The 24,937-nt window shown below is 41.3% G+C and carries 27 protein-coding genes; 17 read left to right on the plus strand and 10 right to left on the minus strand.

Going from position 1 to position 24,937, the window contains the following annotated elements:
* Window positions 1–65 precede the first annotated feature (65 nt).
* The gene (locus FILTAD_RS09445; RefSeq protein ID WP_124070450.1) at window positions 66–1,319 is read left to right on the plus strand and encodes a Y-family DNA polymerase; all 1,254 of its coding nucleotides are present in this window, start codon (window positions 66–68) and stop codon (window positions 1,317–1,319) included.
* A 115-nt stretch (window positions 1,320–1,434) separates the two neighbouring features.
* Here FILTAD_RS09445 and ilvA read toward each other — a convergent pair whose 3' ends face one another.
* Window positions 1,435–2,709, minus strand: coding sequence for a threonine ammonia-lyase IlvA (ilvA, locus tag FILTAD_RS09450; protein WP_124070452.1), 1,275 nt, complete (start codon window positions 2,707–2,709; stop codon window positions 1,435–1,437).
* A gap of 110 nt (window positions 2,710–2,819) precedes the next feature.
* On the opposite strand from ilvA, the gene FILTAD_RS09455 reads away from it, so the two are divergent.
* Window positions 2,820–3,155, plus strand: coding sequence for a YolD-like family protein (locus FILTAD_RS09455; RefSeq protein ID WP_124070454.1), 336 nt, complete (start codon window positions 2,820–2,822; stop codon window positions 3,153–3,155).
* 399 nt (window positions 3,156–3,554) lie between these two features.
* Here FILTAD_RS09455 and FILTAD_RS09460 read toward each other — a convergent pair whose 3' ends face one another.
* A complete protein-coding gene (locus FILTAD_RS09460; RefSeq protein WP_124070457.1) occupies window positions 3,555–4,004 on the minus strand; it encodes a DUF4362 domain-containing protein in 450 nt (149 codons plus the stop codon).
* 191 nt (window positions 4,005–4,195) lie between these two features.
* Between FILTAD_RS09460 and FILTAD_RS09465 the strand changes: the two genes are divergently transcribed.
* From FILTAD_RS09465 to FILTAD_RS09485, 5 genes are all read left to right on the plus strand, one after another.
* Window positions 4,196–5,950, plus strand: a complete 1,755-nt coding sequence (locus FILTAD_RS09465; protein WP_124070459.1) for an ABC transporter ATP-binding protein — start codon at window positions 4,196–4,198, stop codon at window positions 5,948–5,950.
* Window positions 5,950–7,737 (plus strand): ABC transporter ATP-binding protein, encoded by a 1,788-nt coding sequence (locus FILTAD_RS09470; protein WP_124070461.1) that lies wholly within the window; start codon window positions 5,950–5,952, stop codon window positions 7,735–7,737. The genes FILTAD_RS09465 and FILTAD_RS09470 overlap by 1 nt, the downstream gene beginning before the upstream one ends.
* A gap of 146 nt (window positions 7,738–7,883) precedes the next feature.
* Window positions 7,884–8,594 (plus strand): cytochrome c biogenesis CcdA family protein, encoded by a 711-nt coding sequence (locus tag FILTAD_RS09475; protein ID WP_124070463.1) that lies wholly within the window; start codon window positions 7,884–7,886, stop codon window positions 8,592–8,594.
* A gap of 20 nt (window positions 8,595–8,614) precedes the next feature.
* Window positions 8,615–8,944, plus strand: a complete 330-nt coding sequence (locus FILTAD_RS09480) for a thioredoxin family protein (RefSeq protein WP_124070465.1) — start codon at window positions 8,615–8,617, stop codon at window positions 8,942–8,944.
* Window positions 8,937–9,461 (plus strand): CcdC family protein, encoded by a 525-nt coding sequence (locus FILTAD_RS09485; RefSeq protein ID WP_124070466.1) that lies wholly within the window; start codon window positions 8,937–8,939, stop codon window positions 9,459–9,461. The genes FILTAD_RS09480 and FILTAD_RS09485 overlap by 8 nt, the downstream gene beginning before the upstream one ends.
* A 219-nt stretch (window positions 9,462–9,680) precedes the next feature.
* Here the strand turns inward: FILTAD_RS09485 and FILTAD_RS09490 are convergent, their stop codons facing one another.
* Window positions 9,681–10,088 (minus strand): DUF2621 family protein, encoded by a 408-nt coding sequence (locus FILTAD_RS09490; RefSeq protein WP_124071156.1) that lies wholly within the window; start codon window positions 10,086–10,088, stop codon window positions 9,681–9,683.
* Between the two features lie 360 nt (window positions 10,089–10,448).
* On the opposite strand from FILTAD_RS09490, the gene FILTAD_RS09495 reads away from it, so the two are divergent.
* Together FILTAD_RS09495 and FILTAD_RS09500 are read left to right on the plus strand one after the other, a co-directional pair.
* Window positions 10,449–11,042, plus strand: coding sequence for an SCO family protein (locus FILTAD_RS09495; protein WP_124071157.1), 594 nt, complete (start codon window positions 10,449–10,451; stop codon window positions 11,040–11,042).
* Between the two features lie 34 nt (window positions 11,043–11,076).
* Window positions 11,077–11,739: a lytic transglycosylase domain-containing protein gene (locus tag FILTAD_RS09500; protein ID WP_203229690.1), complete on the plus strand. Its 663-nt coding sequence runs from the start codon at window positions 11,077–11,079 to the stop codon at window positions 11,737–11,739.
* Between the two features lie 54 nt (window positions 11,740–11,793).
* Here the strand turns inward: FILTAD_RS09500 and FILTAD_RS09505 are convergent, their stop codons facing one another.
* Together FILTAD_RS09505 and FILTAD_RS09510 are read right to left on the minus strand one after the other, a co-directional pair.
* Window positions 11,794–12,048, minus strand: coding sequence for a GlsB/YeaQ/YmgE family stress response membrane protein (locus FILTAD_RS09505; RefSeq protein WP_124070470.1), 255 nt, complete (start codon window positions 12,046–12,048; stop codon window positions 11,794–11,796).
* Window positions 12,049–12,164: 116 nt separating this feature from the next.
* A complete protein-coding gene (locus tag FILTAD_RS09510) occupies window positions 12,165–12,710 on the minus strand; it encodes a cysteine hydrolase family protein (RefSeq protein WP_124070471.1) in 546 nt (181 codons plus the stop codon).
* 377 nt (window positions 12,711–13,087) lie between these two features.
* Between FILTAD_RS09510 and acnA the strand changes: the two genes are divergently transcribed.
* A complete protein-coding gene (gene acnA, locus FILTAD_RS09515) occupies window positions 13,088–15,802 on the plus strand; it encodes an aconitate hydratase AcnA (protein WP_124070473.1) in 2,715 nt (904 codons plus the stop codon).
* 164 nt (window positions 15,803–15,966) lie between these two features.
* On the opposite strand, the gene FILTAD_RS09520 is transcribed toward acnA, so the two are convergent.
* The 3 genes from FILTAD_RS09520 to FILTAD_RS09530 all read right to left on the minus strand — a co-directional run bounded on the left by FILTAD_RS09520 (window position 15,967) and on the right by FILTAD_RS09530 (window position 18,214).
* Window positions 15,967–16,941 carry a polysaccharide biosynthesis protein gene (locus FILTAD_RS09520; protein WP_124070475.1) on the minus strand — a complete coding sequence of 325 codons (975 nt, stop codon included), beginning with the start codon at window positions 16,939–16,941 and terminating at the stop codon, window positions 15,967–15,969.
* Between the two features lie 32 nt (window positions 16,942–16,973).
* Window positions 16,974–17,600: a DUF1796 family putative cysteine peptidase gene (locus FILTAD_RS09525; RefSeq protein WP_124070477.1), complete on the minus strand. Its 627-nt coding sequence runs from the start codon at window positions 17,598–17,600 to the stop codon at window positions 16,974–16,976.
* Between the two features lie 233 nt (window positions 17,601–17,833).
* The gene (locus tag FILTAD_RS09530; protein ID WP_124070479.1) at window positions 17,834–18,214 is read right to left on the minus strand and encodes a DUF4183 domain-containing protein; all 381 of its coding nucleotides are present in this window, start codon (window positions 18,212–18,214) and stop codon (window positions 17,834–17,836) included.
* A gap of 180 nt (window positions 18,215–18,394) precedes the next feature.
* Between FILTAD_RS09530 and FILTAD_RS09535 the strand changes: the two genes are divergently transcribed.
* The 7 genes from FILTAD_RS09535 to FILTAD_RS09565 all read left to right on the plus strand — a co-directional run bounded on the left by FILTAD_RS09535 (window position 18,395) and on the right by FILTAD_RS09565 (window position 23,786).
* Window positions 18,395–18,715, plus strand: coding sequence for a DUF4183 domain-containing protein (locus tag FILTAD_RS09535; protein WP_238988213.1), 321 nt, complete (start codon window positions 18,395–18,397; stop codon window positions 18,713–18,715).
* A gap of 98 nt (window positions 18,716–18,813) precedes the next feature.
* Window positions 18,814–20,070 (plus strand): glycosyltransferase family 4 protein, encoded by a 1,257-nt coding sequence (locus tag FILTAD_RS09540; protein ID WP_124070481.1) that lies wholly within the window; start codon window positions 18,814–18,816, stop codon window positions 20,068–20,070.
* Window positions 20,036–20,914, plus strand: coding sequence for a hypothetical protein (locus FILTAD_RS09545; RefSeq protein WP_148085399.1), 879 nt, complete (start codon window positions 20,036–20,038; stop codon window positions 20,912–20,914). The genes FILTAD_RS09540 and FILTAD_RS09545 overlap by 35 nt, the downstream gene beginning before the upstream one ends.
* 46 nt (window positions 20,915–20,960) lie before the next feature.
* Entirely contained in the window at window positions 20,961–21,899 is a 939-nt protein-coding gene (locus FILTAD_RS09550; protein ID WP_124070485.1) for an NAD-dependent epimerase/dehydratase family protein, read from the plus strand.
* A 53-nt stretch (window positions 21,900–21,952) separates the two neighbouring features.
* On the plus strand, window positions 21,953–22,906 hold the full coding sequence (locus FILTAD_RS09555) for an NAD-dependent epimerase/dehydratase family protein (RefSeq protein ID WP_238988214.1): 954 nt from the start codon (window positions 21,953–21,955) through the stop codon (window positions 22,904–22,906).
* 134 nt (window positions 22,907–23,040) lie between these two features.
* Complete coding sequence (locus FILTAD_RS09560; protein ID WP_124070488.1) at window positions 23,041–23,466, plus strand: acyl-CoA thioesterase; 426 nt, start codon at window positions 23,041–23,043, stop codon at window positions 23,464–23,466.
* Window positions 23,466–23,786 (plus strand): hypothetical protein, encoded by a 321-nt coding sequence (locus FILTAD_RS09565; protein WP_124070490.1) that lies wholly within the window; start codon window positions 23,466–23,468, stop codon window positions 23,784–23,786. Before FILTAD_RS09560 ends, FILTAD_RS09565 begins: the two co-directional genes overlap by 1 nt.
* A gap of 4 nt (window positions 23,787–23,790) precedes the next feature.
* On the opposite strand, the gene FILTAD_RS09570 is transcribed toward FILTAD_RS09565, so the two are convergent.
* Together FILTAD_RS09570 and plsY are read right to left on the minus strand one after the other, a co-directional pair.
* Entirely contained in the window at window positions 23,791–24,084 is a 294-nt protein-coding gene (locus FILTAD_RS09570) for a HesB/YadR/YfhF family protein (protein ID WP_124070492.1), read from the minus strand.
* A 38-nt stretch (window positions 24,085–24,122) separates the two neighbouring features.
* Complete coding sequence (gene plsY / locus FILTAD_RS09575) at window positions 24,123–24,725, minus strand: glycerol-3-phosphate 1-O-acyltransferase PlsY (protein ID WP_124070494.1); 603 nt, start codon at window positions 24,723–24,725, stop codon at window positions 24,123–24,125.
* Window positions 24,726–24,937: the final 212 nt, after the last annotated feature.

The following is a 24,937-nucleotide window of genomic DNA, read 5'->3' on the forward strand; positions in this document are numbered from 1 at the left end:
ATGATGCTATCAAATTGGGTTATACTAGAGTTAGGAACAAATGTTCTGTACTGGAGGAATCGCATATGTATGAACATGCACCGGATCGGAATATGGTCTGTATCGACATGCGTAGCTTTTACGCGAGTTGTGCGGCGGCACTTGAAGGGCTTGATGTCATGGATACGCCGATTGCCATCATTGGCGATAAAAAACGAAAAGGCGGCATCGTTCTTTCAGCGTCTCCGCGTTTAAAGAAAGAATTCGGTGTAAAGACCGGCATGCGGCTATTTGAAATTCCTGATGACCCGGCAATTCATCTACTCGAACCAAAAATGCAATTTTACATCGATGTTTCAATGGAAATCACTCGGCTTTTGAACCGCTTCGTTCCGAAAGAAGCCATTCATGTGTACAGTATCGATGAAAGTTTCGTCGATCTCAGCGGGACTGAACGCCTATGGGGTCCTCCTGTAGAAACGGTTAGACGTATACAGGATGAGCTTGTCAGTCAGTTTCAGCTACGGTCCGCATGTGGCATGGGACCGAATATGCTACTATCAAAACTTGCTCTTGATATCGAAGCGAAAAAGACGGGCATCGCGCGTTGGGCGTATGAGGACGTGCCCACGAAATTATGGCCGATCGCACCACTCAGCCGTATGTGGGGCATCGGTAGCCGCACTGAGCGGACACTCAATAACATGGGTATATTTTCAGTTGGCAATCTTGCGCACACACCACTGGAGACGCTGGAAAAGAAATTCGGCATCATGGGCAATCAACTCTATTACCACGCGCATGGCATCGACCTGTCTGACATGGGAGCGCCGCTTATCGAAGGCCAAGTGAGCTACGGTAAAGGACAGATTCTATTCCGCGATTATACCGTACGGGAAGATGTCCTCACTGTTATTCTCGAAATGTGTGAAGACGTTGCCAGGCGTGCCAGGGAGGCGGGAAGGGCAGGGCGGACCGTCCACTTGTCCGTAGGCTATTCCAAACAGGCGCTGGGCGGCGGATTTAGTCGCTCCCGTTCAATGAGTGAGGCAACGAATGATACGATGAAAATCTATCAGCTCTGCACGACACTTTTTGATGAATTCCATGACGGCCGTCCCGTACGCCGCTTATCAATGAGCATCACGAATTTAGAGGAAGAACATTCCATGCAGCTTAGTCTGTTTGATGAGCATAACTGGCGCAACCGGCAACTCGGTATGACGGTCGACTCACTTCGTGACAAATATGGATCAAATGCCATTCTCCGCGCAGTTTCCTACACAAGTGCAGGAACTGCTGTTGAACGGGCGAAACTGATTGGTGGGCATTACAAATAACGCGGTATAGGGCGGAAATCGAAAAAAGTAAACCGTCCACACATGAAGCGTGAACGGTTTACTTTTTTGGTTTCTGAAATTGAAGAAGCCACCTTACGGAAATGCCTAATTTCTCTTAGATAAGCAAATCAAACAATGTGTGATCTTTGTTGATTTCTTTATAGTCGAAACCAAGCAAATTCATTCGTTCGATAAGGCCATCATAGTCGTCTTTGTTCTTCAGTTCAAGACCAACAAGTCCCGGTCCACTTTCTTTGTTGTTCTTTTTCGTATACTCAAACGTTGTAATGTCATCATCTGGCCCAAGAACATTATCCAAAAATTGCCGAAGTGCGCCTGACCGTTGAGGGAAATTAACGATGAAATAATAAAGCAAACCTTCATAAATTAATGACTTTTCCTTGATTTCTTGCATTCTGCCAATATCGTTATTCCCCCCGCTGATGATGCAGACAACGGTTTTTCCTTTAATCTTCTCTTTGTAGAAATCGAGTGCGGCAATTGATAAAGCACCCGCTGGTTCTGCAATAATCGCATGCTGATTGTACAGTTCCAAAATTGTCGAGCATACTTTGCCTTCCGGAACTGCCACGATGTCCTCCAGATACTTTTGGCAAATCGCATATGTCCGTTGTCCTACGCATTGCACGGCTGCACCGTCAACAAATTTATCGATTGTATGTAAAGCGGTGATTCCTTTATTGTCGAATGCGGCTTTCATACTACCGGCCCCTGAAGGTTCAACGCCAATCATGCGGGTGTGGGGTGAAACATTTTTAATGTATGTGCAAAGACCCGACATAAGACCGCCGCCGCCAATGCTAGAAAAGACAAAATCAATCGGTTCTTCGATATCGTTCATGATTTCGACAGCGACCGTTGCTTGACCGGCGATGATATCATGGTCGTCAAATGGATGAATGAAGATTCGATCTTCCTGTAATGCAACTTCCATCGCACAGGCAGATGAATCGTCGAACGTGTCACCTGTCAAAACGATTTCGACATGATTTCTGCCAAACATCCGTACTTGATCCACTTTCTGTTTCGGCGTCGTTTGAGGCATAAAGATTTTACCGTCAATTCCGAGTTGAGCACAAGCATAGGCAACCCCTTGTGCATGATTACCTGCACTGGCGCAAATAATTCCTTTTTCAAGCGCTAGTGCTTCCACTTTTTTTATTTTATAATACGCACCACGTAATTTAAAGGAACGGACATATTGTAAATCTTCTCTCTTTACATACACTTGGCAATCATATTTTTCAGAAAGACGCTCGTTTTTTTGTAAAGGTGTATGAGTAACCACATCTTTCAAAAGTTGATAAGCTTTTAAAACATCTTCAACGTGCAGCGTTTCCAATTCGGTATCTACTAGCTTTGTCGTCATATCCATTCCCCCTGGTTTCGAATCAACGTTGTACAATGATAACATGAAATTTGCATCGTGTGTGAATATTCGCAAACCTTAATTTAAAAAAATAAAAAAAGGAGATTCATATGAACCGTGACCGTGGAAATATTAAATGGACAGCAATGATGCTGACCGAACACTTGGTGAAGTTACGCGATTGGGTAGCTGAAGACGCATATGAGGAAAAACCGACTATAGATGAATGGACTTTTCAAGAATTTCAGCAACAGTTGGACATTGCCTACCAATCGAAATGTGAATTAATTATCAAAACCTGGGCGAGTGGTGAATTTACTGACTCGATAGGCATCCTTCAAAAAAGAGATTTGCGATTACATCTTATCTATCTAACAGACGGTGTGACTGTGCGTAAAATCAATGTGCATACAATCGTCGGCATCCAAACGATTGGTTTTGAGTAGTGTGTGTGACATCTGCCGCAGGACGCGGCGTTCTTAGTCTGAGATCCCTTATTCAGCCGGGGTTTTAACCCCCACTGGATTGGATGCATATCCAGCATTCATCCCGCCATTTATGGAAGGCCACTGAAAAAGTTCTTTTTTATAGTGATAACTAGTTGATTGTAGTGGAGAGCGGCGACTCCTGCGGGAACAGCACGAGCTGAAGACCCCGGGGCAAGAATGCCTTAATTTCTGCAAATAACGCAGAAATTAAGGCAAATCGAACCCTTTGCTGTTCGATTGGCTGAAGCCGTGCCCGCGGAAAGCGTCCGCTCGGAACGAAAATCAACGGGATGTGAAGAGATTCGGAACTCTTCAGTGGCCTCATTTATGGAAGTGGGGGACTTCTGCTGAATTAAGTTAATGGTCATGCTCCTCTTCTTTCAACACACTTAATACGATAAAGCCTTCATCCGCTGATTGGTGATCACAACCTTCCAGCGTGTACGTGACGACTTGTTGTCCATCATCAGTAGCCATATGTGTACAGCTCATTTGAACCTTAGCCGGACCGTCTCCTTTATACTTATCTTTTGACTGATCGACTTCCAGGTCTATCGACGAACCATCATAATTCAAATCGTAAAATATCGGATCCCCTTCAACAGAATAATTCGTGATTCGGACGGTATCCGCGTTTTTCGTTTCAATACTGTTTAGAAAGATTTCGAACATTACAAAGTTATAAACTGGACCATTCATATTAACAACGTCACCGTTTTTTAACGCCTTTTCACTATCATATGAGCAAGCCGTCCCTAGAACTATTCCCATAATGGCGATTAAAAGTAAAGTTGCTTTTCTGCGCATTACAAAACCTCCATCCAAATAAAAGTAAGTACTTCACCTTAACTCTATGACGTAAACCTATGCGATATCTCCTTAAATGATCAAAAGTATTTCGAAACTCTAATTATTTGAAAAACGTAGCTTTTAAATTGTTCAGACATTTGCTAAACTATTCAAGGGTCCAATTTTACAGCGAAGCGAGGGGGAGTAGTGTGAAGGTTCTAGTACAACTTGGTTGGTTTTTCAAACAACGGAAGAAACAATATATTTTCGGTATTTCAATGCTTGTCATTGTTTCGCTGCTGCAATTATTACCTCCAAAAATTATTGGGCTAATTGTAGATAATATTACGGTAGGTTCATTGACAGCTACTGCATTAACGAAGTGGCTTATCATCTTGGGACTCGCAGGTATTATTATGTATATCGCGCGTTTTTACTGGCGGATTATGATTTTCGGTTCGGCTGTTTTATTATCACGAACAATGCGAGAAAAATTGTTTAATCATTTTACAAGAATGTCACCCTCTTTTTATCAAAAAAGGCGTGTTGGCGATTTAATGGCTCATGCAACGAATGACATTAATGCTGTTCAACAAACAGCGGGGATGGGTGTTTTGACATTAGTCGATTCCGTTTTGACAGGGAGTTTTGTCATCGCAACGATGGCAATCACCATCAGTTGGAAATTAACGTTAATTGCATTAATCCCGATTCCTTTCATGATCATTTTGACGGGCTATTATGGAAAGTTGCTACATAAGCGATTCCGATTTGCTCAAGAAGCCTTTTCCAACTTGAATGATAAGACGCAAGAAAGCATATCGGGCATTAAAGTCATCAAGACGTTCGGTCAACAAAAAGAAGATATCACTGACTTCACAGATTTATCGACGGATGTTGTCGATAAAAACATGCGTGTTGCGAAGGTAGATGCATTATTCGATCCGACTATTTCTGGGATTTTCGCAATATCTTATATTCTTTCGTTCTATTTCGGAACAAAGTTTATCATCGCAGGTGATATGTCTATCGGGGATATGGTGGCATTCAGTACATATCTTGGCCTTCTTGTATGGCCAATGCTTGCATTCGGATTCCTGTTCAATATTGTCGAGCGAGGAAATGCATCTTATGGACGAATTACGGAGCTACTATCGGTAGCACCGGAAATTACGGATTCACCAAATGCGATTGATACAAGACCAGCAGGCGATTTACATGTCGATATCGACGAATTTAAATTCCCAGGGGATGACCGTGTCGCATTACGTGATGTGCATTTCACATTGAAACGCGGGGAAACGATTGGGATTGTCGGGAAGACAGGGTCAGGAAAGACAGTAATTCTGAAATTATTACTAAGGGAGTTCGAAGGATACAAAGGCAGGATTCTATATGGAGAACACCCCATCAATCAATACAAACAGCAACGATTGAGAGAATCCATCGGCTATGTTCCACAAGATCATTTTCTATTCTCCACGACCCTTGCAGAAAACATCGCTTTTACGAATCCTAAAGTTGCGACTGAAAAAATATATGAGGCGGCAAGGCTTGCACATATTCATGAGGATATCGTCGGATTTACAGAGGGTTATGGAACAATTGTGGGAGAACGTGGCGTATCACTTTCTGGGGGGCAAAAACAACGGATTTCAATTGCCCGTGCATTGATTATGAACCCTGAGCTGTTAATTTTGGATGATTCTTTATCGGCAGTCGATGCGAAAACGGAAGAAGCCATTTTGCAATCACTGAAACAGACACGGACTGGCGAGACGACAATCATTACATCGCATCGCTTAAGTGCCATCCAACATGCACACAAAATCATTGTGTTACATGAAGGAACAATCGTTGAAGAAGGTACGCATGAAGAATTAGTAGCGTTGGATGGTAAATATAAAGAAATGTACGATTTACAACAACTTGAAGTGCTTGTTGAAAAAGGAGGTGAGGATTAATGCGAGGAGAAAAAATGCCGAAACTGACGGGTAAAGATCAATGGATTGTCCTCAAGAGACTATTGCGTTATGCAATCCCTCATAAAAAAAGCATTGCAATAGCACTTCTATTACTGATACTAACGATTACAGGTGGCATTGTCGGACCGCTTATTATTCAAACATTCATCGATGATTATTTAACGCCAATGAACTTCCCGGAAAGAGAAGTGTTAACGATAGCGCTCGTCTACATAGGTATTCAAGTATTTATAGTAGGGGTGTCTTATTTCCAACTACTTCGTTTCCAGGAAATCGCACTGAAAATTATTCAACAAATGCGTGTCGATGTTTTTACAAAGGTACAAGGACTTGGCATGCGTTATTTTGATAAAACAGCCGGAGGCAGTATCGTTTCGCGAGTGACGAATGACACAGAGGCGATTAAAGAAATGTTTGTCAGCGTTATTGTTACGTTTTTACAAGCGATATTCGTACTGATTGGTGTCTATATCGCCTTATTTTCACTTGACGTAAAGCTGTCGCTACTTTCTTTGTTGCTATTGCCTTTGTTCCTACTGATTATTGTCATTTACAGAAGATATAGCGCTGACTTTTACCAAGATATTCGTGAACGATTAAGTCAGCTCAATGCGAAAATCGCTGAATCTTTATCGGGGATGGGGATGGTTCAGGCGTTTAGGCAAGAAGACCGTTTTGAAGCGGAATTTGAATCTATTAATGAAGGGCATTACAAAGCAGGTATGCGAAATATTAAGTTTGACGGTATGTTACTAGGACCGGCGATTGACTTGATGTATGCATTTGCAATTGTAGCTGTTCTTGGCTACTTTGGATTTATGTCACTTGAAAGCTCGGTTGAAGTGGGCGTGTTGTATGCATTCTCGACATTGATAGCCCGCTTATTCCAACCAATTCAGCAAGTGATGCAACGACTTTCCATTTTTCAACAGGCGCTTGTCGCGGCATCCAGGGTATTCAAACTGATGGATGATTCGGATATGGAGCCGGAACAGATAGAAAATAAAAACGCGGAAATCCGCAATGGAAAAATTGAATTTCGCGATGTGACATTCTCGTACGACGGAAAAACGGACGTGTTGAAAAACATATCATTCACTGCAAACGCAGGTGAAACAGTTGCGCTTGTCGGTCATACGGGTAGTGGGAAGAGTTCCATCATCAACTTGCTTATGCGTTTTTACGAATATGAGCAAGGAGAAATCGTCATTGACGGTGTTTCGCTGAAGAACTATCCAAAAGAAGAACTACGGAAGAAAACAGGACTTGTGCTGCAAGACCCGTTCCTCTTTTACGGTGATATTGAGAGCAACATCCGTTTGCATGATAAAAGCATGTCTTCTGCAGAAGTACGGGCTGCTGCTGAATTTGTCCAAGCGAATGAGTTCATCGAAAAATTACATGATAAGTACTCACAAAAAGTGACGGAACGCGGCTCCACTTTCTCAAGTGGCCAACGTCAACTTGTTGCGTTCGCTAGAACAATTGCGACGAACCCTAAAATCCTGGTTCTCGATGAAGCGACAGCGAATATCGATACGGAGACAGAAGTAGCGATTCAAGCAAGTCTTGAAAAAATGCGAAGAGGCCGTACAACAATCGCGATCGCACACAGACTGAGTACCATTCAGGATGCAGAACTGATTCTGGTTTTGCATAAAGGTGAGATTGTCGAACGGGGGACACATCAAGAGCTAATCGCACAACAAGGGCTATATCACAAGATGTATCTACTTCAAAATGGCATTTTGGATGATGCAATCTGACAATAAAAACTTGCACAAAACCTGAAAAGGAGGTGCAAGTTTTTTTGTGCATACATGAAATGTCATAAACTGTTCACAGACGTTATAGGCGTATTCTTGCGTAACTTTTGATAGGATTGAAACAGAAATAGGTAAGGAGGGAAGACATGGGGACTGATTTAAACTTATTCATCGCTTTTGGCGCAGGTTTTCTGAGTTTTATATCACCATGTACATTGCCGTTATATCCAGCATTCATTTCGTATATTACCGGTATGTCGTTAGATGATTTGAAATCGGACTCAAAACGGATGAGCCGAAGTGGAATACTTCATACGTTGTTCTTTTTAATCGGATTTTCGATTATTTTTATCGTAATAGGTTTCGGCACTTCATTTGTAGGAACGTTTTTTAGGGAAAATCAAGAAATTCTAAGGCAAGTGGGAGCCATTTTCATTGTTCTATTCGGACTAATGATTGTCGGATTGTTCACACCAAAATTTCTTATGCAAGAGAAAAAACTGCAATTTAAGAATAGACCGGCCGGCTACTTTGGCTCTGTACTTATCGGGGTGGCCTTTGCAGCAGGGTGGACGCCTTGTTCTGGTCCCATCATTGGTGCGATAATTACGCTGGCCGCAGCAAATTCGGGGTCAGGGATGCTTTATATGATGATGTATGTCCTTGGTTTTGCAATTCCGTTTTTCATCTTGTCATTTTTCATCACACGACTTGAATGGATCCGGAAATATAATGGAATCATTATGAAAGTGGGCGGCTATCTTATGATCGCGGTCGGAATCTTGTTATTCTTCGATGGCATGACCTATATAACAAGCCTTCTTAGCCCGATCTTCGGGGACTTCCAAGGATTCTAATTTGAAATGGAGGAAAACCGATGAAATCTATCGTCTCTTTCGCAGAGTGGAATGAACTAGTTGAACAAGAAAAACAGTTTCTGTTGTTCGTAAAATCGGAGAACTGTTCAGTCTGCGACGGATTGCTACCGCAAGTGGAAGCGCTGGGGAAGGATTATCCATTCCCTTTCTATAAAATGAATGTTACAGAAACGCCTGAGATTGCAGGTCAGCTATCTTTGTTTTCGGCTCCTGTCGTCCTATTATTCAATAACGGAAAAGAATATGCCCGGTTTGCACGCTTTGTTCAAATGGGGGAATTAAAACGTAGAATGGATGAATTGGTAGAGTGGGGGAACGAAAATGTTTGAGTTGCGGGAAGTGGTTAGCGCACTTTTTACAAAAGTTCCTCCGGTTTATTTAATTGTTGGTTCTTCACTAATCTTCTTATTTATGGGGACGATGGCGTTCATCGTGAGAGCGAAGGCTGCAAAAAGACCAATTTCCCCAAAAAGAATTATTCTGCCGCCGCTGTTCATGTCGACGGGTGCACTGATGTTCGTATTTCAGGAATTCAGGGTGCCATTCAACCAGGTGCTCGAAGCGGTTATTGTCGGAATGCTTTTTTCACTTATTTTGATTAAGACAACGAATTTCGAAATGAAAGATGAACAGATTTATGTTAAACAGTCCAAGGCTTTTCTGTTTATCCTTCTTGGCTTACTTATCGCTCGTCTTGTTGCGAAACTTATTCTCAGTAGTTCCATTAATGTCGGAGAGTTGGGCGGGATGTTCTGGATTCTTGCATTCGGTATGATTGTCCCTTGGCGAATCGGTATGCTTATGAAATATAAAAAAATAAACAAAGAAAAAGGTATCCGCAGTTAACTTATGCGAATACCTTTTTCTTACTAACTATGTTGACATAAAGAATCCTCTCAACAACGCTTGGCGCTTGGGGATGCCTCCCGCAATAAGCGCGGGCAGAAAACCACTGTCAGTCTTATTGCTACGGCTACCCCGGTAAGGCGCCTTCGCTGGAGATCATATGGAATCGTTAGTTCAACATATATATCCAGCAAGGCGGGCCGCTTTCGCTTTTCTACGTTAAAATAAATGCTCGTAAGGTGTTACGTCAATTTCCATGATTGCTAATTTCTTGCGTAGAAATTTGTGATCTCGCTTCGGCGTTGCCTGTATATATCCTCGGATAATAAGATCAGTATCAATTTTCTTCGCTTTTTCCTCTAGTGCAATCTGTCCAATCTTGGAGCCGATTTTTTGTTTGGCTACATCGCGGAACAGTTCGGGAACCGGGGTGACAAGTTCACCTAGTAGCGCCTTTGCCTCGTCGTTCCATAGATGAAGGGATTTTTCTACGTAATGCTCCTGCCAATCAAGTGTAGATTTGCCATCGTCTTTCGGAAATACTTTTAGAAATTTGCGGAACATGAAAAAACCGCCGATTCCAAACAATATGACGAGTACGAAGCACCAAAATATGATGAACCACATAAACAAATCTTGTTGCAACTGTCTTCACCTCTTCCATTCTATTCACCATTATAAGAGCATCCATGAAAAAATACACGAACAATGTATCTCGTCCTGTCATTTACCCTGTTTAGGGAGTGAAAGTAGGTGATTGAATGGTGACTATCGAATGAAAAAATGCAGTAAGACCCTAAACATCAATTTTCGTGAACCTACTCGAAACGAATCTTGTCGCTATACATGCAGCACTTGTATCATTAAAGATGAACTGAACTTCACATATTCGTTCTAATTCTGCCATGAAACATAGTATCGCTTCACTTGTTTCAGGCATTTACTTTCGTTATGATGAAGCTACAAACAGATAGTGAGGGATTATTAATGGTTAAAAAGATTTTATTACCCTATACTTTACTTATCGTACTCTTACTGAGTGCGTGTACACCAGGTGGGTTCAAGGCGGATCATAAGTATAAGGTCGAGCCGTTTGAATTTACAAACCAGCAAAACAAACAAGTATCACTGGATGATTTGAAAGGCACAGTGTGGATTTCTCAGTTTATCTTTACGAATTGTACGGCTGCATGTCCACCAATGATGGCTAATATGGCTAAACTTCAAGACTTACTCGTTAAGGAAGGTATTGAAGATTATAAAATAGTTTCGTTCAGCATAGAACCTGAGGCAGATACCCCGGAAGTATTACAGGAATACCTCTCGGCATATGACGTAGCTGATGAATCCAAATGGGAAATGCTAACGGGCTATTCGCAGAAAAAAATAATAGATATTGCGGCGAAAACGTTCAAAACAGCTGTAATCGATGACCCAGCCAACAATACCGTATTGCACGGTACATCATTCTCGCTCGTTAACCAAAAGGGTGAATTTGTTAAAAGTTATAGCGGATTATCAGATGTACCTTACGAGGAAATTGCAAAAGATATGAAAGCGCTCATAAAACAAGGAAAATAAACATGTAACATATAGTACGCAACGAGGTGTGATGATGAAAAAACGAAAAAAAAGAGGATTGTCTATAAGAGTGAAGGCTCTTCTTATAATCTTATTCATTCCTACTGCGGTCATCATCTTTACGCTAACGGCTATTATTTGGACAGGTATAAAAAGCCCGGAATTGATAAAGAAATCCGCCAGTGCTTTGTTGGATATGCAAGATCGACATAGTTACACAACAATTCCGGATGAATATATTCCTGTCTATAAAGAAGCAGCCGAAAGATACGGAATTCCTTGGACGCTTCTAGCTGCACATCACCGAGTGGAAACAAGGTTTTCATCAATGGATCCTTTGCTATCCCCAGTTGGTGCGGAAGGTCATATGCAGTTCATGCCATGTACGTTTGTCGGCTGGGGCTATCCCGGGTGTGGCGGTCTAGGGAGCGGGGACATCCCAGAAAAAGACAAGACAAATCCTGAAGTCATTAAAAAGTACGGCGGGTATGGTATAGACGCAAATGGCGACGGAATAGCCGATCCATATGACATTGAAGATGCAATATTCAGCGCGGCAAATTACCTGGCAAATAGCGGGGCGGCTGAAGGGGATATTGAAAAAGCAATCTTTAATTATAACCACAGTGAAAAGTATGTACAGGATGTTCTTTTCTTTTTCGATGAATTTGAAAAGCGCCAGATTGAAAAAAAGTAAATCAAATAAAAAAGATGGAGCGCATAACGCGCTTCATCTTTTTTACGTTTAAGCTTAAGTGGCTTTACGCATTGATTTCATAATAAGGCTCACAATGAATACAAGAACAAGCGCACCGATTAGTGCGGGGATAATATAGAAGTCAGAAACTTTTGGTCCCCATTCTCCAAGGAGCATTCCTCCGACCCAAGCACCAACAATCCCAGCAATAATATTACCGATAATTCCACCTGGAACGTCTTTACCTAGAATCATACCGGCAACCCAACCGATTATCCCACCTATAATTAAAAACCAAATTAAACTCATGCAATCCATCTCCTTTTTTAGTTAATCATAAATGCGTCTACAGTATTTGAAATAACCTTTATTCAACTATTTCAAACATCCGATGCAAAAAAATAACTAAAAACAGTAAGTGGAAATCAATGAATAACAGTTGCTCCTAGCGTGTTTTCAAAATGTTTTAGTGCCCATTCATGCCCTGCCATATCAAAGCTTGCAACTCCTTGTTCATGGATGACAATGTCAAATCCGCGATTGTACGCATCAACTACTGTATGAAGGATACAAATATCTGTACAGACACCGACAAGATGAACTTCCACAATATTACGCGCCCGAAGAAGAAGTTCCAAGTCGGTTCCGGCAAACGCGCTAAAACGTGTTTTATCCATCCAATGGATACTTTCACTGCGCTGTTCGTACAATTGCTGCAACGAACCGTAAAGTTCTCTTCCCGATGTCCCTCGAATATTATGGGGTGGAAATTGTGTTGTTTCAGGATGATAAGGATCATCAATTTCATGTACATCTACAGGCATTGCAACAAAGCAACCTTCGTCTAAAAACTGCTCTGTTAAAGCTGTAATATAATTTTCAAGAGCGATACCCGGATCCCCACAAGTAAGTGCCCCATCTACCGCAACAAAATCGACTGTGTAATCGATAACCAGTAAAGCTTTCTTCAATGTATGCCATCCCCTTTCACTATACCCATTTAATCATGCCATATCGACGCAAAAAATTCAGCTATCAATATCCATTGTTAAAACAATACAAACCTTTGCACATATATTCAGTAAAGTTTATACTTAATAGAACAGTAGTATACTAGCGGGGAATAGGAGTGCTTTTACTTTCCTAATACAAATTTTGTACAGGTAAAGGAACAGTTATTTCTTCCAAAAGAATTAGGTAGGGTATATGCAGAAGAAGGTCATCACGATAACTTATGAAAGACTATAAATATAATGTATTTTACTTATGTTCGATAGTATTATATGATGAAATAGAGAAAAGACGTTCATTTATAGCCTTTTCAGTAGAATGAAGGAGGAATTTAGTAATGGTGAAAAGCAATTTACACAATAGCCGTAAATCATTCGAACTAAATGGTAAGACGTATAATTATTACCACTTAAAAGCAATCGAAGAAGCCGGCATTGCGAACACTTCCAAATTACCGTATTCAATTAAAGTGTTACTTGAATCTGTATTAAGACAACATGATGGGTATGTCATTAAAGACGACCATGTAAAAAACCTTGCAAAATGGGGTAAAGATGCGGATGCAGATGCAGAAGTTCCGTTCAAACCTTCACGTGTTATCCTTCAAGACTTCACAGGTGTACCTGTTGTCGTTGACTTGGCATCTCTTCGTTCAGCAATGGCTGAAATGGGTGGAGATCCAGATAAAATCAATCCTGAAATTCCTGTGGATCTTGTTATTGACCACTCCGTACAAGTTGACCGTTACGGGACACCTGAAGCACTACGCATGAATATGGAACTTGAGTTTGAGCGTAATGCTGAACGTTATCAATTCTTAAGCTGGGCACAAAAGGCATACGATAACTACCGTGCAGTACCACCAGCAACAGGTATCGTACACCAAGTAAACCTTGAGTACCTTGCACATGTTGTTCATGCTGTGGAAAACGAAGACGGTACATTCGAAACGTATCCGGATACACTTGTCGGAACAGACTCCCATACAACGATGATCAACGGTCTAGGAGTTCTTGGATGGGGTGTTGGTGGTATTGAAGCAGAAGCAGGTATGCTTGGACAGCCTTCATACTTCCCGATTCCTGAAGTAGTCGGTGTGAAACTTGTTGGTGAACTTCCAAACGGAACAACAGCTACTGACCTTGCACTCAAAGTTACACAAACACTACGCGCACACGGCGTTGTAGGCAAATTTGTCGAGTTCTTCGGACCAGGCGTAGTGAAATTACCACTTGCTGACCGTGCAACAATTGCCAATATGGCTCCTGAGTACGGCGCAACTTGTGGTTTCTTCCCGGTAGATGAAGAAGCGCTTAATTACATGCGTTTGACAGGCCGCGAAGAAGAGAATATCCAAGTCGTAAAACAATATTTGATTGAGAACGACATGTTCTTCACAGTAGATAACGAGGAACCGACCTATACGGATGTTGTCGAAATCGACCTATCTAAAATTGTTGCAAACCTTGCTGGACCAAAACGTCCACAAGATATGATTCCACTTACAGAAATGCAACGCGAGTTCAACGAAGCAGTTGTCGCTCCTGAAGGGAACCAAGGTTTTGGTCTTGCTCCGAAAGAGTTAGAAAAAACAGCTACGATTGAGTTCGAAGACGGACGTACAGTTGAGATCAAAACAGGTGACCTTGCAATTGCAGCAATCACTTCATGTACAAATACATCAAACCCTTACGTAATGTTAGGAGCAGGCCTTGTCGCGAAAAAAGCAGTTGAAAAAGGATTGACTCCTCCACCTTACGTAAAAACATCACTAGCACCTGGATCGAAGGTAGTTACAGGTTATTTAAAAGAATCAGGACTTGATGCATACCTCGGTCAAATCGGATTCAACACTGTTGGATACGGTTGTACAACATGTATCGGTAACTCAGGACCGCTTCTTCCAGAAATTGAAAAAGCAGTTATGGGCAATGATATGTTAATGTCTTCTGTATTATCAGGGAATCGTAACTTTGAAGGACGTATCCATCCACTTGTGAAAGCGAACTACTTGGCTTCACCGCCACTTGTTGTCGCATATGCACTTGCTGGGACAGTAGATATCGACTTTGAAAAAGATCCAATCGGTAAAGACAAAGATGGATTTGATGTCTTCTTCAAAGATATCTGGCCAACAACAGAAGAAATTAAGGAAACTGTTAAATCCACAGTTACACCTGAATTATTCCGTAAAGAATATGCACGTGTATTCACGGAAAACGAAGCATGGAATGCAATCGAAACAACAGATGATTCTTTGTACGATTTCGATGAAAACTCGACATATATCCAAAACCCGCCATTCTTTGAAGGCCTTGCAAAAGAGCCGGCTGATATTCAAGCATTGTCTGGACTTCGTGTCATTGGTAAGTTCGGTGATTCAATCACAACTGACCATATTTCACCTGCAGGCGCAATCGGTAAAGATACACCGGCTGGGAAATACTTGCTTGACAACGGCGTAAACCCACGTTTCTTCAACTCTTACGGTTCACGTCGCGGAAATCATGAAGTTATGATGCGTGGTACATTCGCAAACATTCGTATCCGTAACCAAATCGCAAAAGGTACAGAAGGTGGATACACAACATTCTGGCCTACAAAAGAAATCATGCCGATCTATGATGCAGCGATGAAGTACCAAGAAGAGGGTACAGGTCTTGCAATCATTACAGGTAAAGACTACGGAATGGGTTCTTCACGTGACTGGGCAGCAAAAGGTACATCACTATTAGGTATCAGAACAGTCATCGCTGAAAGCTATGAACGTATTCACCGTTCAAACCTTGTCATGATGGGCGTTCTTCCACTTCAATTCATGAAAGGCGAAAGTGCAGAAACACTTGGCCTTACTGGGGAAGAGGAAATCAACGTTAACATCACAGATGGTGTAAAACCGCGCGATATCCTGAAAGTGACAGCAACAGCAAAAGACGGATCTGTTAAAGAATTCGACGTACTTGCTCGTTTCGACTCCGAAGTTGAAGTCGACTACTACCGTCACGGCGGAATCCTGCAAATGGTACTTCGTGATAAAATGAAAGCTGAATAAGCTACTATCAAAAAAGGGTGCCCACTCTAATTGTGGACACCCTTTTTTTTACACTTTTGAACAATAGACATTTTTGTCGCAAAAGAAAAAACACTCTATCGTACAGTGTCTATCTTCATTGATTGTCGAGTTGTCATTCCCTTCATATCACACGTAGGACTTCATTATAGTAATCCGCCTTCTACAAGCAATTCCCTGATTTCGTCTTTCGTCATTAAAGGCCGTTCCAAGCCGCTTTTGATTGTCGTTAATCCAACAGGTAATTGAGACTTTTCCTGATTAGTTGAATCAGGGAAAATAACGATTAAGTCTTCATCATAAACAACAGCTGAATCCTTCTCAAGACTACCAATTAGTACTTCATGAATTTTTTCGCCACGTCTTACGCCGATCTCAACTATCTTTATTTCTCCTTTCCCATAATGATCAATTAAAACTTGGGCCAAATCAAGAATGTTACATGCATCCATATGCATGACAAAAATCTCGCCACCTTTTCCTAAAATGGTTGCTTTTAGTAAGGTTTTAATCGCTTTTTGTGGAGTGATAAAGTAACGTGTCATGCGCTTATCTGTAATTTGTACTTGTTTTTGTTCGATAATTTGTTTTTTAAACAAAGGTAGGACACTGCCACTACTTCCAAGGACATTGCCCCCTCTTACACATAGAAACTTTGTCACGGTACTGCTCTCGTTGGCATGTATGATTAGTCTTTCCCCAAGCGCTTTCGTCATTCCGTATGAATTCACAGGATTTGCCGCCTTATCCGTCGATACATATATTACCTTTTTAACATGATTTTCAATAGAAGCTTCAATTACATTTTGTGTACCGATAACGTTTGTTTTCAGTGCTTCAAGCGGATTTTCCTCGCATACAGGAACATGCTTAAGTGCCGCCAAGTGGAAGACAAAATCTACACCTAAAAACGCTTTTCCCAATGCCTCCTTGTCCCGAATATCCCCAATAAAAAAAGACAATCGTTTATCCTTTATATCCCTTCTCATCTGCACTTGGCTATTTTCATTCCTAGATAGAATAATAATCTTTTTGGGATTATGCGTAAGCAATTGACGAACTAGCTCGATGCCCCATGAACCTGTTCCTCCTGTTACCAATATAACGGTATTCGTAAACATTTTTATATTTCCCTCCTTTCAACAGTTAGTCGTTAATCCACCAAGCGAACACCCTCTAGTAGTTCATCCCATAAATGATGATTGCCTTCCCAAATATCCTTGTTAGGTAAATCAACGGCATACACTTTTTCCAGTGGCCAATTCTTCTTTACAATCCCACTGACAGGCTCATGGTTAATCAGAAGAATACGATAGTCATGTTGCACTAGATTAGATAGCACAGTTTGCAATTCCAAAATATCTTCAAAAGAACCTTCTGTCCTTACGAATAATATGTTTTTTGCATTTTCCATTCTTTCTAAAAAACGTCCTATGCGTCTCGCGTATTTCTCTTTTACCTCTGAATAGGAACCTAAATAGTGTAGCGTGTTTTTACCTACCTCAAAGTCATGGTTGGATACGATATTGTGACCATCATCCGATACACATATAAAATCTTCGCCAGCGTATCCAATGACCCGTAAATTCTCGAAGTCCATAAAACCGGCAAATCGATTTTTTAATAGACGGTTCACTGTCTTTAGTTCTTTTGAGGCAACCCAATCCAACACCCCAGAATAGGGACGTAACCCGTGTTTCTTTAACTGAATGGAAGTTAGGCAAAGATCACCTAAGCTGAATATCGCATCGTAATCCCCGTGAATTTCATGTTTTTTCACTTTTTATCACCCCCTGTTTTTTGTGCTCATAAAAAAAAACCGACTAAAAAACTGTCAGACAAGCCGTTTTCGTTCTTTCGAAGACGAGCTTATATAGTTAATACATGCTGGAAAGATAAGAATGATAGGGCAAAATTCCCTTTTTCGTAAATAGTGGCATTCACTCCATAAAAAAAGACTCCAGGAAACATAAAAGTGCGTTTCCTGGAAATCTCATAAAGAGCAAATGAAAATTAAGTGCCTATATTTGTTTTAATACGTGGATAAAAGTTTACGATTTCTAAAATAATTGGGCTCCCTTTAGGTATTTCCGAGTTTTCAGGTACTGAGATGATTAAAGATCCAACCCCTTCTTCTCCTGCCGTATAGGCAAATAGCTCATCCATTTGTAATGAGCCGTTAATAAATACATTAAAGTAATTATTGTTCATACGGAGTTCAGGTAGCAACTCTGCAGGATTTCCCGAATCATCCATAAACTCCGATGTATTAATTTTGTGTGTAGTTAATGAATGAATCTTTTCTGTAACTACATGAAATAGACGTGTAACAGTGGGGGATGTTGTGATTCTCTGGTTTGAAGAAATCGCAAGTTTAATGATTCTAAGTGTCAATTTCGTTCCTCCTTTCAACGTACTTAACAATATATGTAACATCAAACCAAAGAGTTATAACAAGAACACAGTCAAGAAAGTTAAAACACGTATAACACTAATTGGAACCGCTACGTATAGTAAAGAATAGGGGGGATTAAAGTAGCTAGTAACCGAAAATCATTTGCCTTGAGGACGAATTTGCTATCATCTCCGCTATTACTGGCACCTACACCACCGACAAGTGAAATCCGCATAGTACCTCCAAGAGCGGTAACCATTCAAGAATATTACACAGAATCTGATGGGAGAAAAAAGATATTTACTGAAAAAGATGGCGTGGCGGGGTATGGCGAACAAAAAATTGTGGATCCGTCAGAAGTATCCTATACGAATTTATTCATTAATGGCGTTTTGCAATTACGTACCCATTACGAAATACAGCAAGGGAAACTCATTTTAAATACCGTTGATGCGCCTTTGCGCGGTGCTCCAATTATTTTACAAATGATAAAGTTCTAAAACGTCATTGCATCCATACTTGTACATGTACGCCTATTCCTCGGCAAAATTTAACAATATAGATACAGTAAGACACTTGTATAGGGAGAGATGAATAGATGAGAATACTGCTTGCGACATTTTGGACAATACCACATTTGGGCGGCGTGTGGAATTATATGGAGCAACTTAAAAAGAAACTTGAAAAACTGGGACACGAAGTCGATTTGCTAGGCTATGGTGAGGATAATACCATCATCCACATTGTGAATGAGGGGAGAAAAATTGAAACTGAGAAATTATTGCCATTGTTACGCGCAAAAATGAACCCCGAAAACTATCCCGCTTTATATGCCAACAAGCTTGTGGAATATACAGAGTTCCAACGTTATGCATATGAATTGGGAACGGCTTATTTAGGCCTGGAAAAATATGATCTAATCCATACCCAAGATGTCATTTCCACAGCATGCATCGATAGGGTCAGACCACGTTCTACGCCATTGGTCGCAACCCTGCATGGTTCAGTTGCCCATGAGATAAGACATCAGTTAAAAACGATTCACAAATCAGCGAATGCCTATATGGCAAGAGCTTATTACGACCAGTTGGAGTGGAGTGGGGCAACAGCCGCGGATACGACCATTGTTGCAAATGAGTGGTTAAAAAAGATATTGACAAATGAATTTGAGGTGCCGTCAGAGCAAATCAGCGTTATTCATTATGGTTTTGATACAAAAGAATTCATCAAAAAAATGAGGGAAAAGAATGCAATCATTCGCCCCGAAAATAAAAAAGTCATTATTTACTCCGGGAGGATAACCGAGCTGAAAGGGGTTCATCACCTTGTAACAGCGCTCGGTGAATTAAAAAAAATACGTAACGATTGGGTATGCTGGCTTGTCGGTTCAGGGGACCTTCAAGAGGAATTGAAGATGCAAAGTAAGGTATTAGGTATACAAGACGACTTATTTTTCTTTGGTCAACGTGATGACGTTCCAAGTATTATGTCGAAAGCGGATATCTTTGTGCTTCCAAGTCTTATTGAAAACCAACCGTTGTCGCTAATTGAAGCACAGTTAGCCGGAAAGGCAGTTATCGTCAGTGATGTGGGTGGTCTACCAGAGATGGTAGAACAAAAAGTTACAGGGCTCTTAACGCCCCCATCTGACCCGGAAAGTTTGTGCGCAAACTTGGAGTTGCTGCTTGGGAATGACAGATTACGGAAGAATATAAGTTCAAATGCCAAAAAGTGGGGCATGTCACATTGGTCACTTGACGTAGGTGTACGGAGATTAGTAGACGTTTATAAAGAAGCAATCGCTAGACGAGAGCAAGGCGATGAGGATGAATCTAGTCATTCAATTCATCACTAATATCTATCTGCTTTGCTTACTAAAAGGGAGACTCTTATGGCAACGGATTTGCAAAATAGTAGTTCGCAAAACACCTACACTCCCTGTTCTGGATGAAAGCTCTGGATTGTATGTAACTAGTAACTTCTATACCTCTTCACCTTTATCCCCAGCCATATTTGTTCCAAAAAATATATGGGATCAAATCGTAGATAAAATACCTTCTACTTATGAAATACCAAATCCCGTTTCAATTAGCTTATTTATTCGAATGAATGCGGATGCGTATGACGTACTATTCTCCGAACCCGAGTCCATTCCAAACCTATTTGTCGATCATATAATGATGGAGAAAATCATGAAGTCAATCCCGCAAACATATAAAATACCTGATTCAACGATTGAAGAAGTACTGCAGCCTATGAGTGGAAGCCAGTATGATTCGCTATTTACATTGGAAATGGAAACACCACATCTATTTGTTGAAAGGGATGTATGGGACGTGATCATGAATCGATTACCTGCTACTTATGTGCTTCCCAATTCGGCAGCAACAGTGAATTTTAAACCGATGGCTGGGGCGCATTATGATGCGTTATTTAGCAATGCGGTTCGTCTGGAAGCGCTTTTTGTAGATAATTCAATATGGGAAGCAATCCTGAATACTATTCCAAAAGAATATATCCTTCCAAATCCCGAAACAATAGCGCTTTTTGCACCGATGAGTGGTCAAACGTATCACTCTATTTTTCCAGTTTCAGGACACTCCGTGGAAGTAATTGTTGATGAAGTTGTTTGGAAAGAAATCATTTCTTCATTACCAAAAGGGTATGAAGTTCAGTTAAGCCCGGTTGTTAGCGCGTAAACGGACGTGAATCAATAAATCTTTCGAATAAAAGGTGGAGAGAAGAATGAAGGTAGTTGTAACAGGCGGGGCAGGGTTCATAGGATCCCACCTCGTGGATGCCCTTATTGCAAATGATGCAGAGGTGCATGTGTTGGATAATCTAGTTTCAGGAAAAATTGAAAATGTGAATGCGAAAGCTATTATTCAACTAGTAGACATCTGTAGTAAAGAAGCAAAACAACTAATTGTCCGCTTTAAACCGGATTTTGTAGTTCACTTGGCGGCACAGGCCGATGTAGGAAAATCTGTTCATGATCCTAAGTATGATGCTGAAGTAAACATAAAAGGAACAATTAATGTTCTTGAGGCTAGCCGTGAAGCAGGCGTAAAGAAAGTTATTTTTGCTTCAACTTCTGCTGTCTACGGGAACCTGAATAAGGAGTTGATCACTGAAGATGCACAGGTGAATCCCGCTTCTTACTATGGATTGTCTAAGCTGACCGCGGAACAATACATCCAGTTATTTCACGAGTTATATAGACTCCCTTTTACGGTACTTCGTTTTGCGAATGTGTATGGACCTAGGCAATTGCCTAAAGGGGAGGGCGGCGTGGTCTCCGTATTTTTGGAACGGATAAAAATGAATGGCTCATTACGCGTACATGGTGATGGGGAACAGACGAGAGATTTCATCTATGTGACGGATGTGGTTAACGCGATTCGTGCCGCGATGGAGCATGGGCACCAACAAACGATTCAAATCAGTACGGCAAAAAGGACATCTATCAATGAAATACTGAACCATTTAAGTGACATACACGGATTTTCAGTTGATACAATCTCGGCGGCGGATCGACCAGGGGATATTAAACATAGTTGTCTATGTAATAAAAAGGCGAAAAGTATGCTGAAGTGGTCACCGAAGGTCTCAATTCTTGAAGGTTTGACAGAAACCTATCTATACAATCAAGTCCAATTGGATGTGGATTGGGGAATGCAATAATGAAAGGAGAAAGTGGATGAGGAAGTACGCTTGTCAAGTGAAGAAAGAAATGATTGTTGCTGTTGCTGATGGATAACGTAGGCGTGAATCGGAAAAAGCTGATGATTACAGGTGCGAACGGATTTACAGGCAGGCATGCTTGCACCTATTTTTCGGCAAAGGGATATAACGTAATTGCTGTTGTAAGAAATGAATTGGACACTGTTTCATCAGACCGTATACAAATTGAACGATGCGATGTTACCGACAAAACCCAAGTGAATGTACTAATTGCGAAAACACGCCCCGATTTTCTTCTCCACTTGGCGGGACAGAACCATGTTCAAAATTCCTGGGAAGATCCTCTATCTTCCTATGAATCGAATATCATGTCAACTGCGTACCTACTGGATGCGGTTCGTAACGAACAAAATGCTTGCCGAATTGTCGTCGTTGGCTCTGCGCTACAATTCAACCCCAATAATCTATCCACTTTACCGCACCCTTACAGTTTCAGTAAGACCTTACAGATGTTAATGGCACAATCCTATGAAGCTCTATTTGGTATGAACGTCTTGATCGCAAAACCAACTAATTTAATTGGTCCTGGTTTATCAACCGGCGTATGTACTGTGTTTGCAAATAGAGTTGCTCGAATGGAAATAGGCGACTGTGAAAAAATTCTAATGACCCATAATTTAAACGCCCAAAGGGACTTCTTGGACGTTAGAGATGCAGTCCATGCTTATGAAATTCTTTTGCAAACGGGGGAAAAAGGTCATATCTATACGGTTTCAACAGGGATTCCCCGTTATCTAAAAGAGATAACCAGACTTTACAGATCAATGACAACGGTGGAATTTGACATCATAACTGAAACAGATAATAAGGAAATACTTGAGCCCGTTTTGCCAACGCCTTTAGTTGGGTTGGGTTGGAAGCCTAAAATAGCATTCAACCAATCATTAAAGGATATTCTTGATGATCAACGGAGACGTTTAGCTAATCGTAAAGATGAATCTAGCTAGCCCATCACATATTGGAGACCTGCGCGAGAAATTGCAAAGGTCTATTTTGTTTACGAGGAATCATCATCGTCTGTCTAGACAAAATCCAGGCAATACGAACCTGCTTTCTGTATAATGGACGGGAGGTGAAGGACGTGTATATAAGCGAAAAAGAGATTGAAATCAGATATGCGGAAACAGACCAAATGGGTGTTGTTTATCACGCGAACTATTTGGTGTGGATGGAAATTGGAAGGACAAGGCTTATTGAAGACCTTGGCTTCACGTATGCTGGCTTGGAGGCAGAGGGCTATTTGTCACCTGTGACCGACTTATCCATCCAATATAAGGCGGCGATGAAATACGGACAGAAAGCAACCGTCCGCACATGGGTTGAAAAGCACGGCAAGATTCGTACTACATACGGCTACGAAATTGTACATGAGGATGGAAAAATTGCTGCAACGGCCACTTCAGAGCATGTAGTCGTAAAAAAAGAAAACTTCCGTCCTGTATCCCTTCGGAAAATAGACCCGGCATGGGACGCAAAGTATATGGAAATCCAGCGTGTGATGGACTGATGGCTTTCGGTATCAAGCGAGAAGAACTGAACGCTTGGAAGGCGGCCGTTGGTAATAATAAAATCGGATTTCTAACACATTACTGGATTGATGAACGATTTCCGGGCTGCACTACAGTGACAAAGGTAGGTTGCGCAGATATCAAAAAGTTGGTCGAGTGGGGAAGACAATATGGCTTAAAGCAGGAATGGATTGATAAGCGGGGAGACTTTCCGCATTTTGATCTGTTTGGTAAACATGAACGGGAGATTATGGAAAGGGAAGGATTGTCGAAACAGCTTGAACGATTCCATCCACATGAAAAAAGCGTGAAGCTTTAAACCTTCACGCTTTTTCGTATGTGTAAACAAGTTCGTCCAGCTCGGGGTTAACCGTAATATGCAAATCATGATCTAAGAAGTACCACTCATCGCGTTGTTCAATATAATATATAACGCCGTTATGGACGACTTTGACAGCGGTCTCGTCAGGTTGTTCTTTCATAACACCTAGCGAGAAACCTTCATGGAGAGCACTTGACCCTCCATATCTTGCAAAGAACTTTATACAGTCACCCGTCTTTGCATCCATCTCTTCTTGGAACCAGGATTGTGCCTCATCTGATACGATAATTTTCATCGATTACACCCGCCTTTAGGATTGTTGTTCTGAGTATATTACAACCATGTCACTTTAGGCTCTGTTCCTGCCTTGATACGACCGATATTGGCACGGTGTCTGTAGAATATAAATGCACCGAACAAACCGATCATGATAATCATATAATAATCGCCCGTCTGAAAGTAGTAAAAGATACTATACAGCAGGCCGACAATCGATACGAGCATCGAAGACAATGAAACCATTTTTGATAATTTTAAGATGATGATGAATGCGATTAGCAAGAGAACAAAAGCGGGCCAGTTATAGCCAAGTAAAACGCCGCCGGATGTCGCGACAGCTTTCCCCCCTTTAAAACGTGCGAAAACGGGATACATATGTCCGATAACTGCCAGTGCGCCCGGAATGAGCGGATGGACGCCAACTGTTTCAAAAAACGGTAATAGAAGCAGCAGAACAGCAGCTGTCCCTTTTAAAATATCTAAAAGAGTTACGGCCAGACCTGCTTTCTTACCAAGAACCCGAAATGTATTTGTTCCACCCAAGTTCCCACTGCCGTGTTCGCGGATATCCGTTTTATAAAATAATTTACCTATCCATAATGCGGATGGAATCGAGCCAAGTAAATAAGCGATGAGTAAAAGTAAGATAAGTTCCATTGTCTACCCCTTTTTAAGTTATCCATTTCTATCTTCATTTTAGCAGAACAGTATAGCCGCGACAATGGTCTTCATCAATCGAATTGGGCGATAGCAGCGTGAAATAGTTATCTCAGAAGTACCATCCCTGACGAAGAACTACTACGTCCTTGCAGAGCAACAATTACTTCTCCTCGTTGCAATCAAACGCGTTCTTCTATACAATTAATTGA

The organism is Filibacter tadaridae, assembly GCF_900609045.1.
GTDB classification, from domain to species: Bacteria; Bacillota; Bacilli; order Bacillales_A; family Planococcaceae; genus Sporosarcina; species Sporosarcina tadaridae.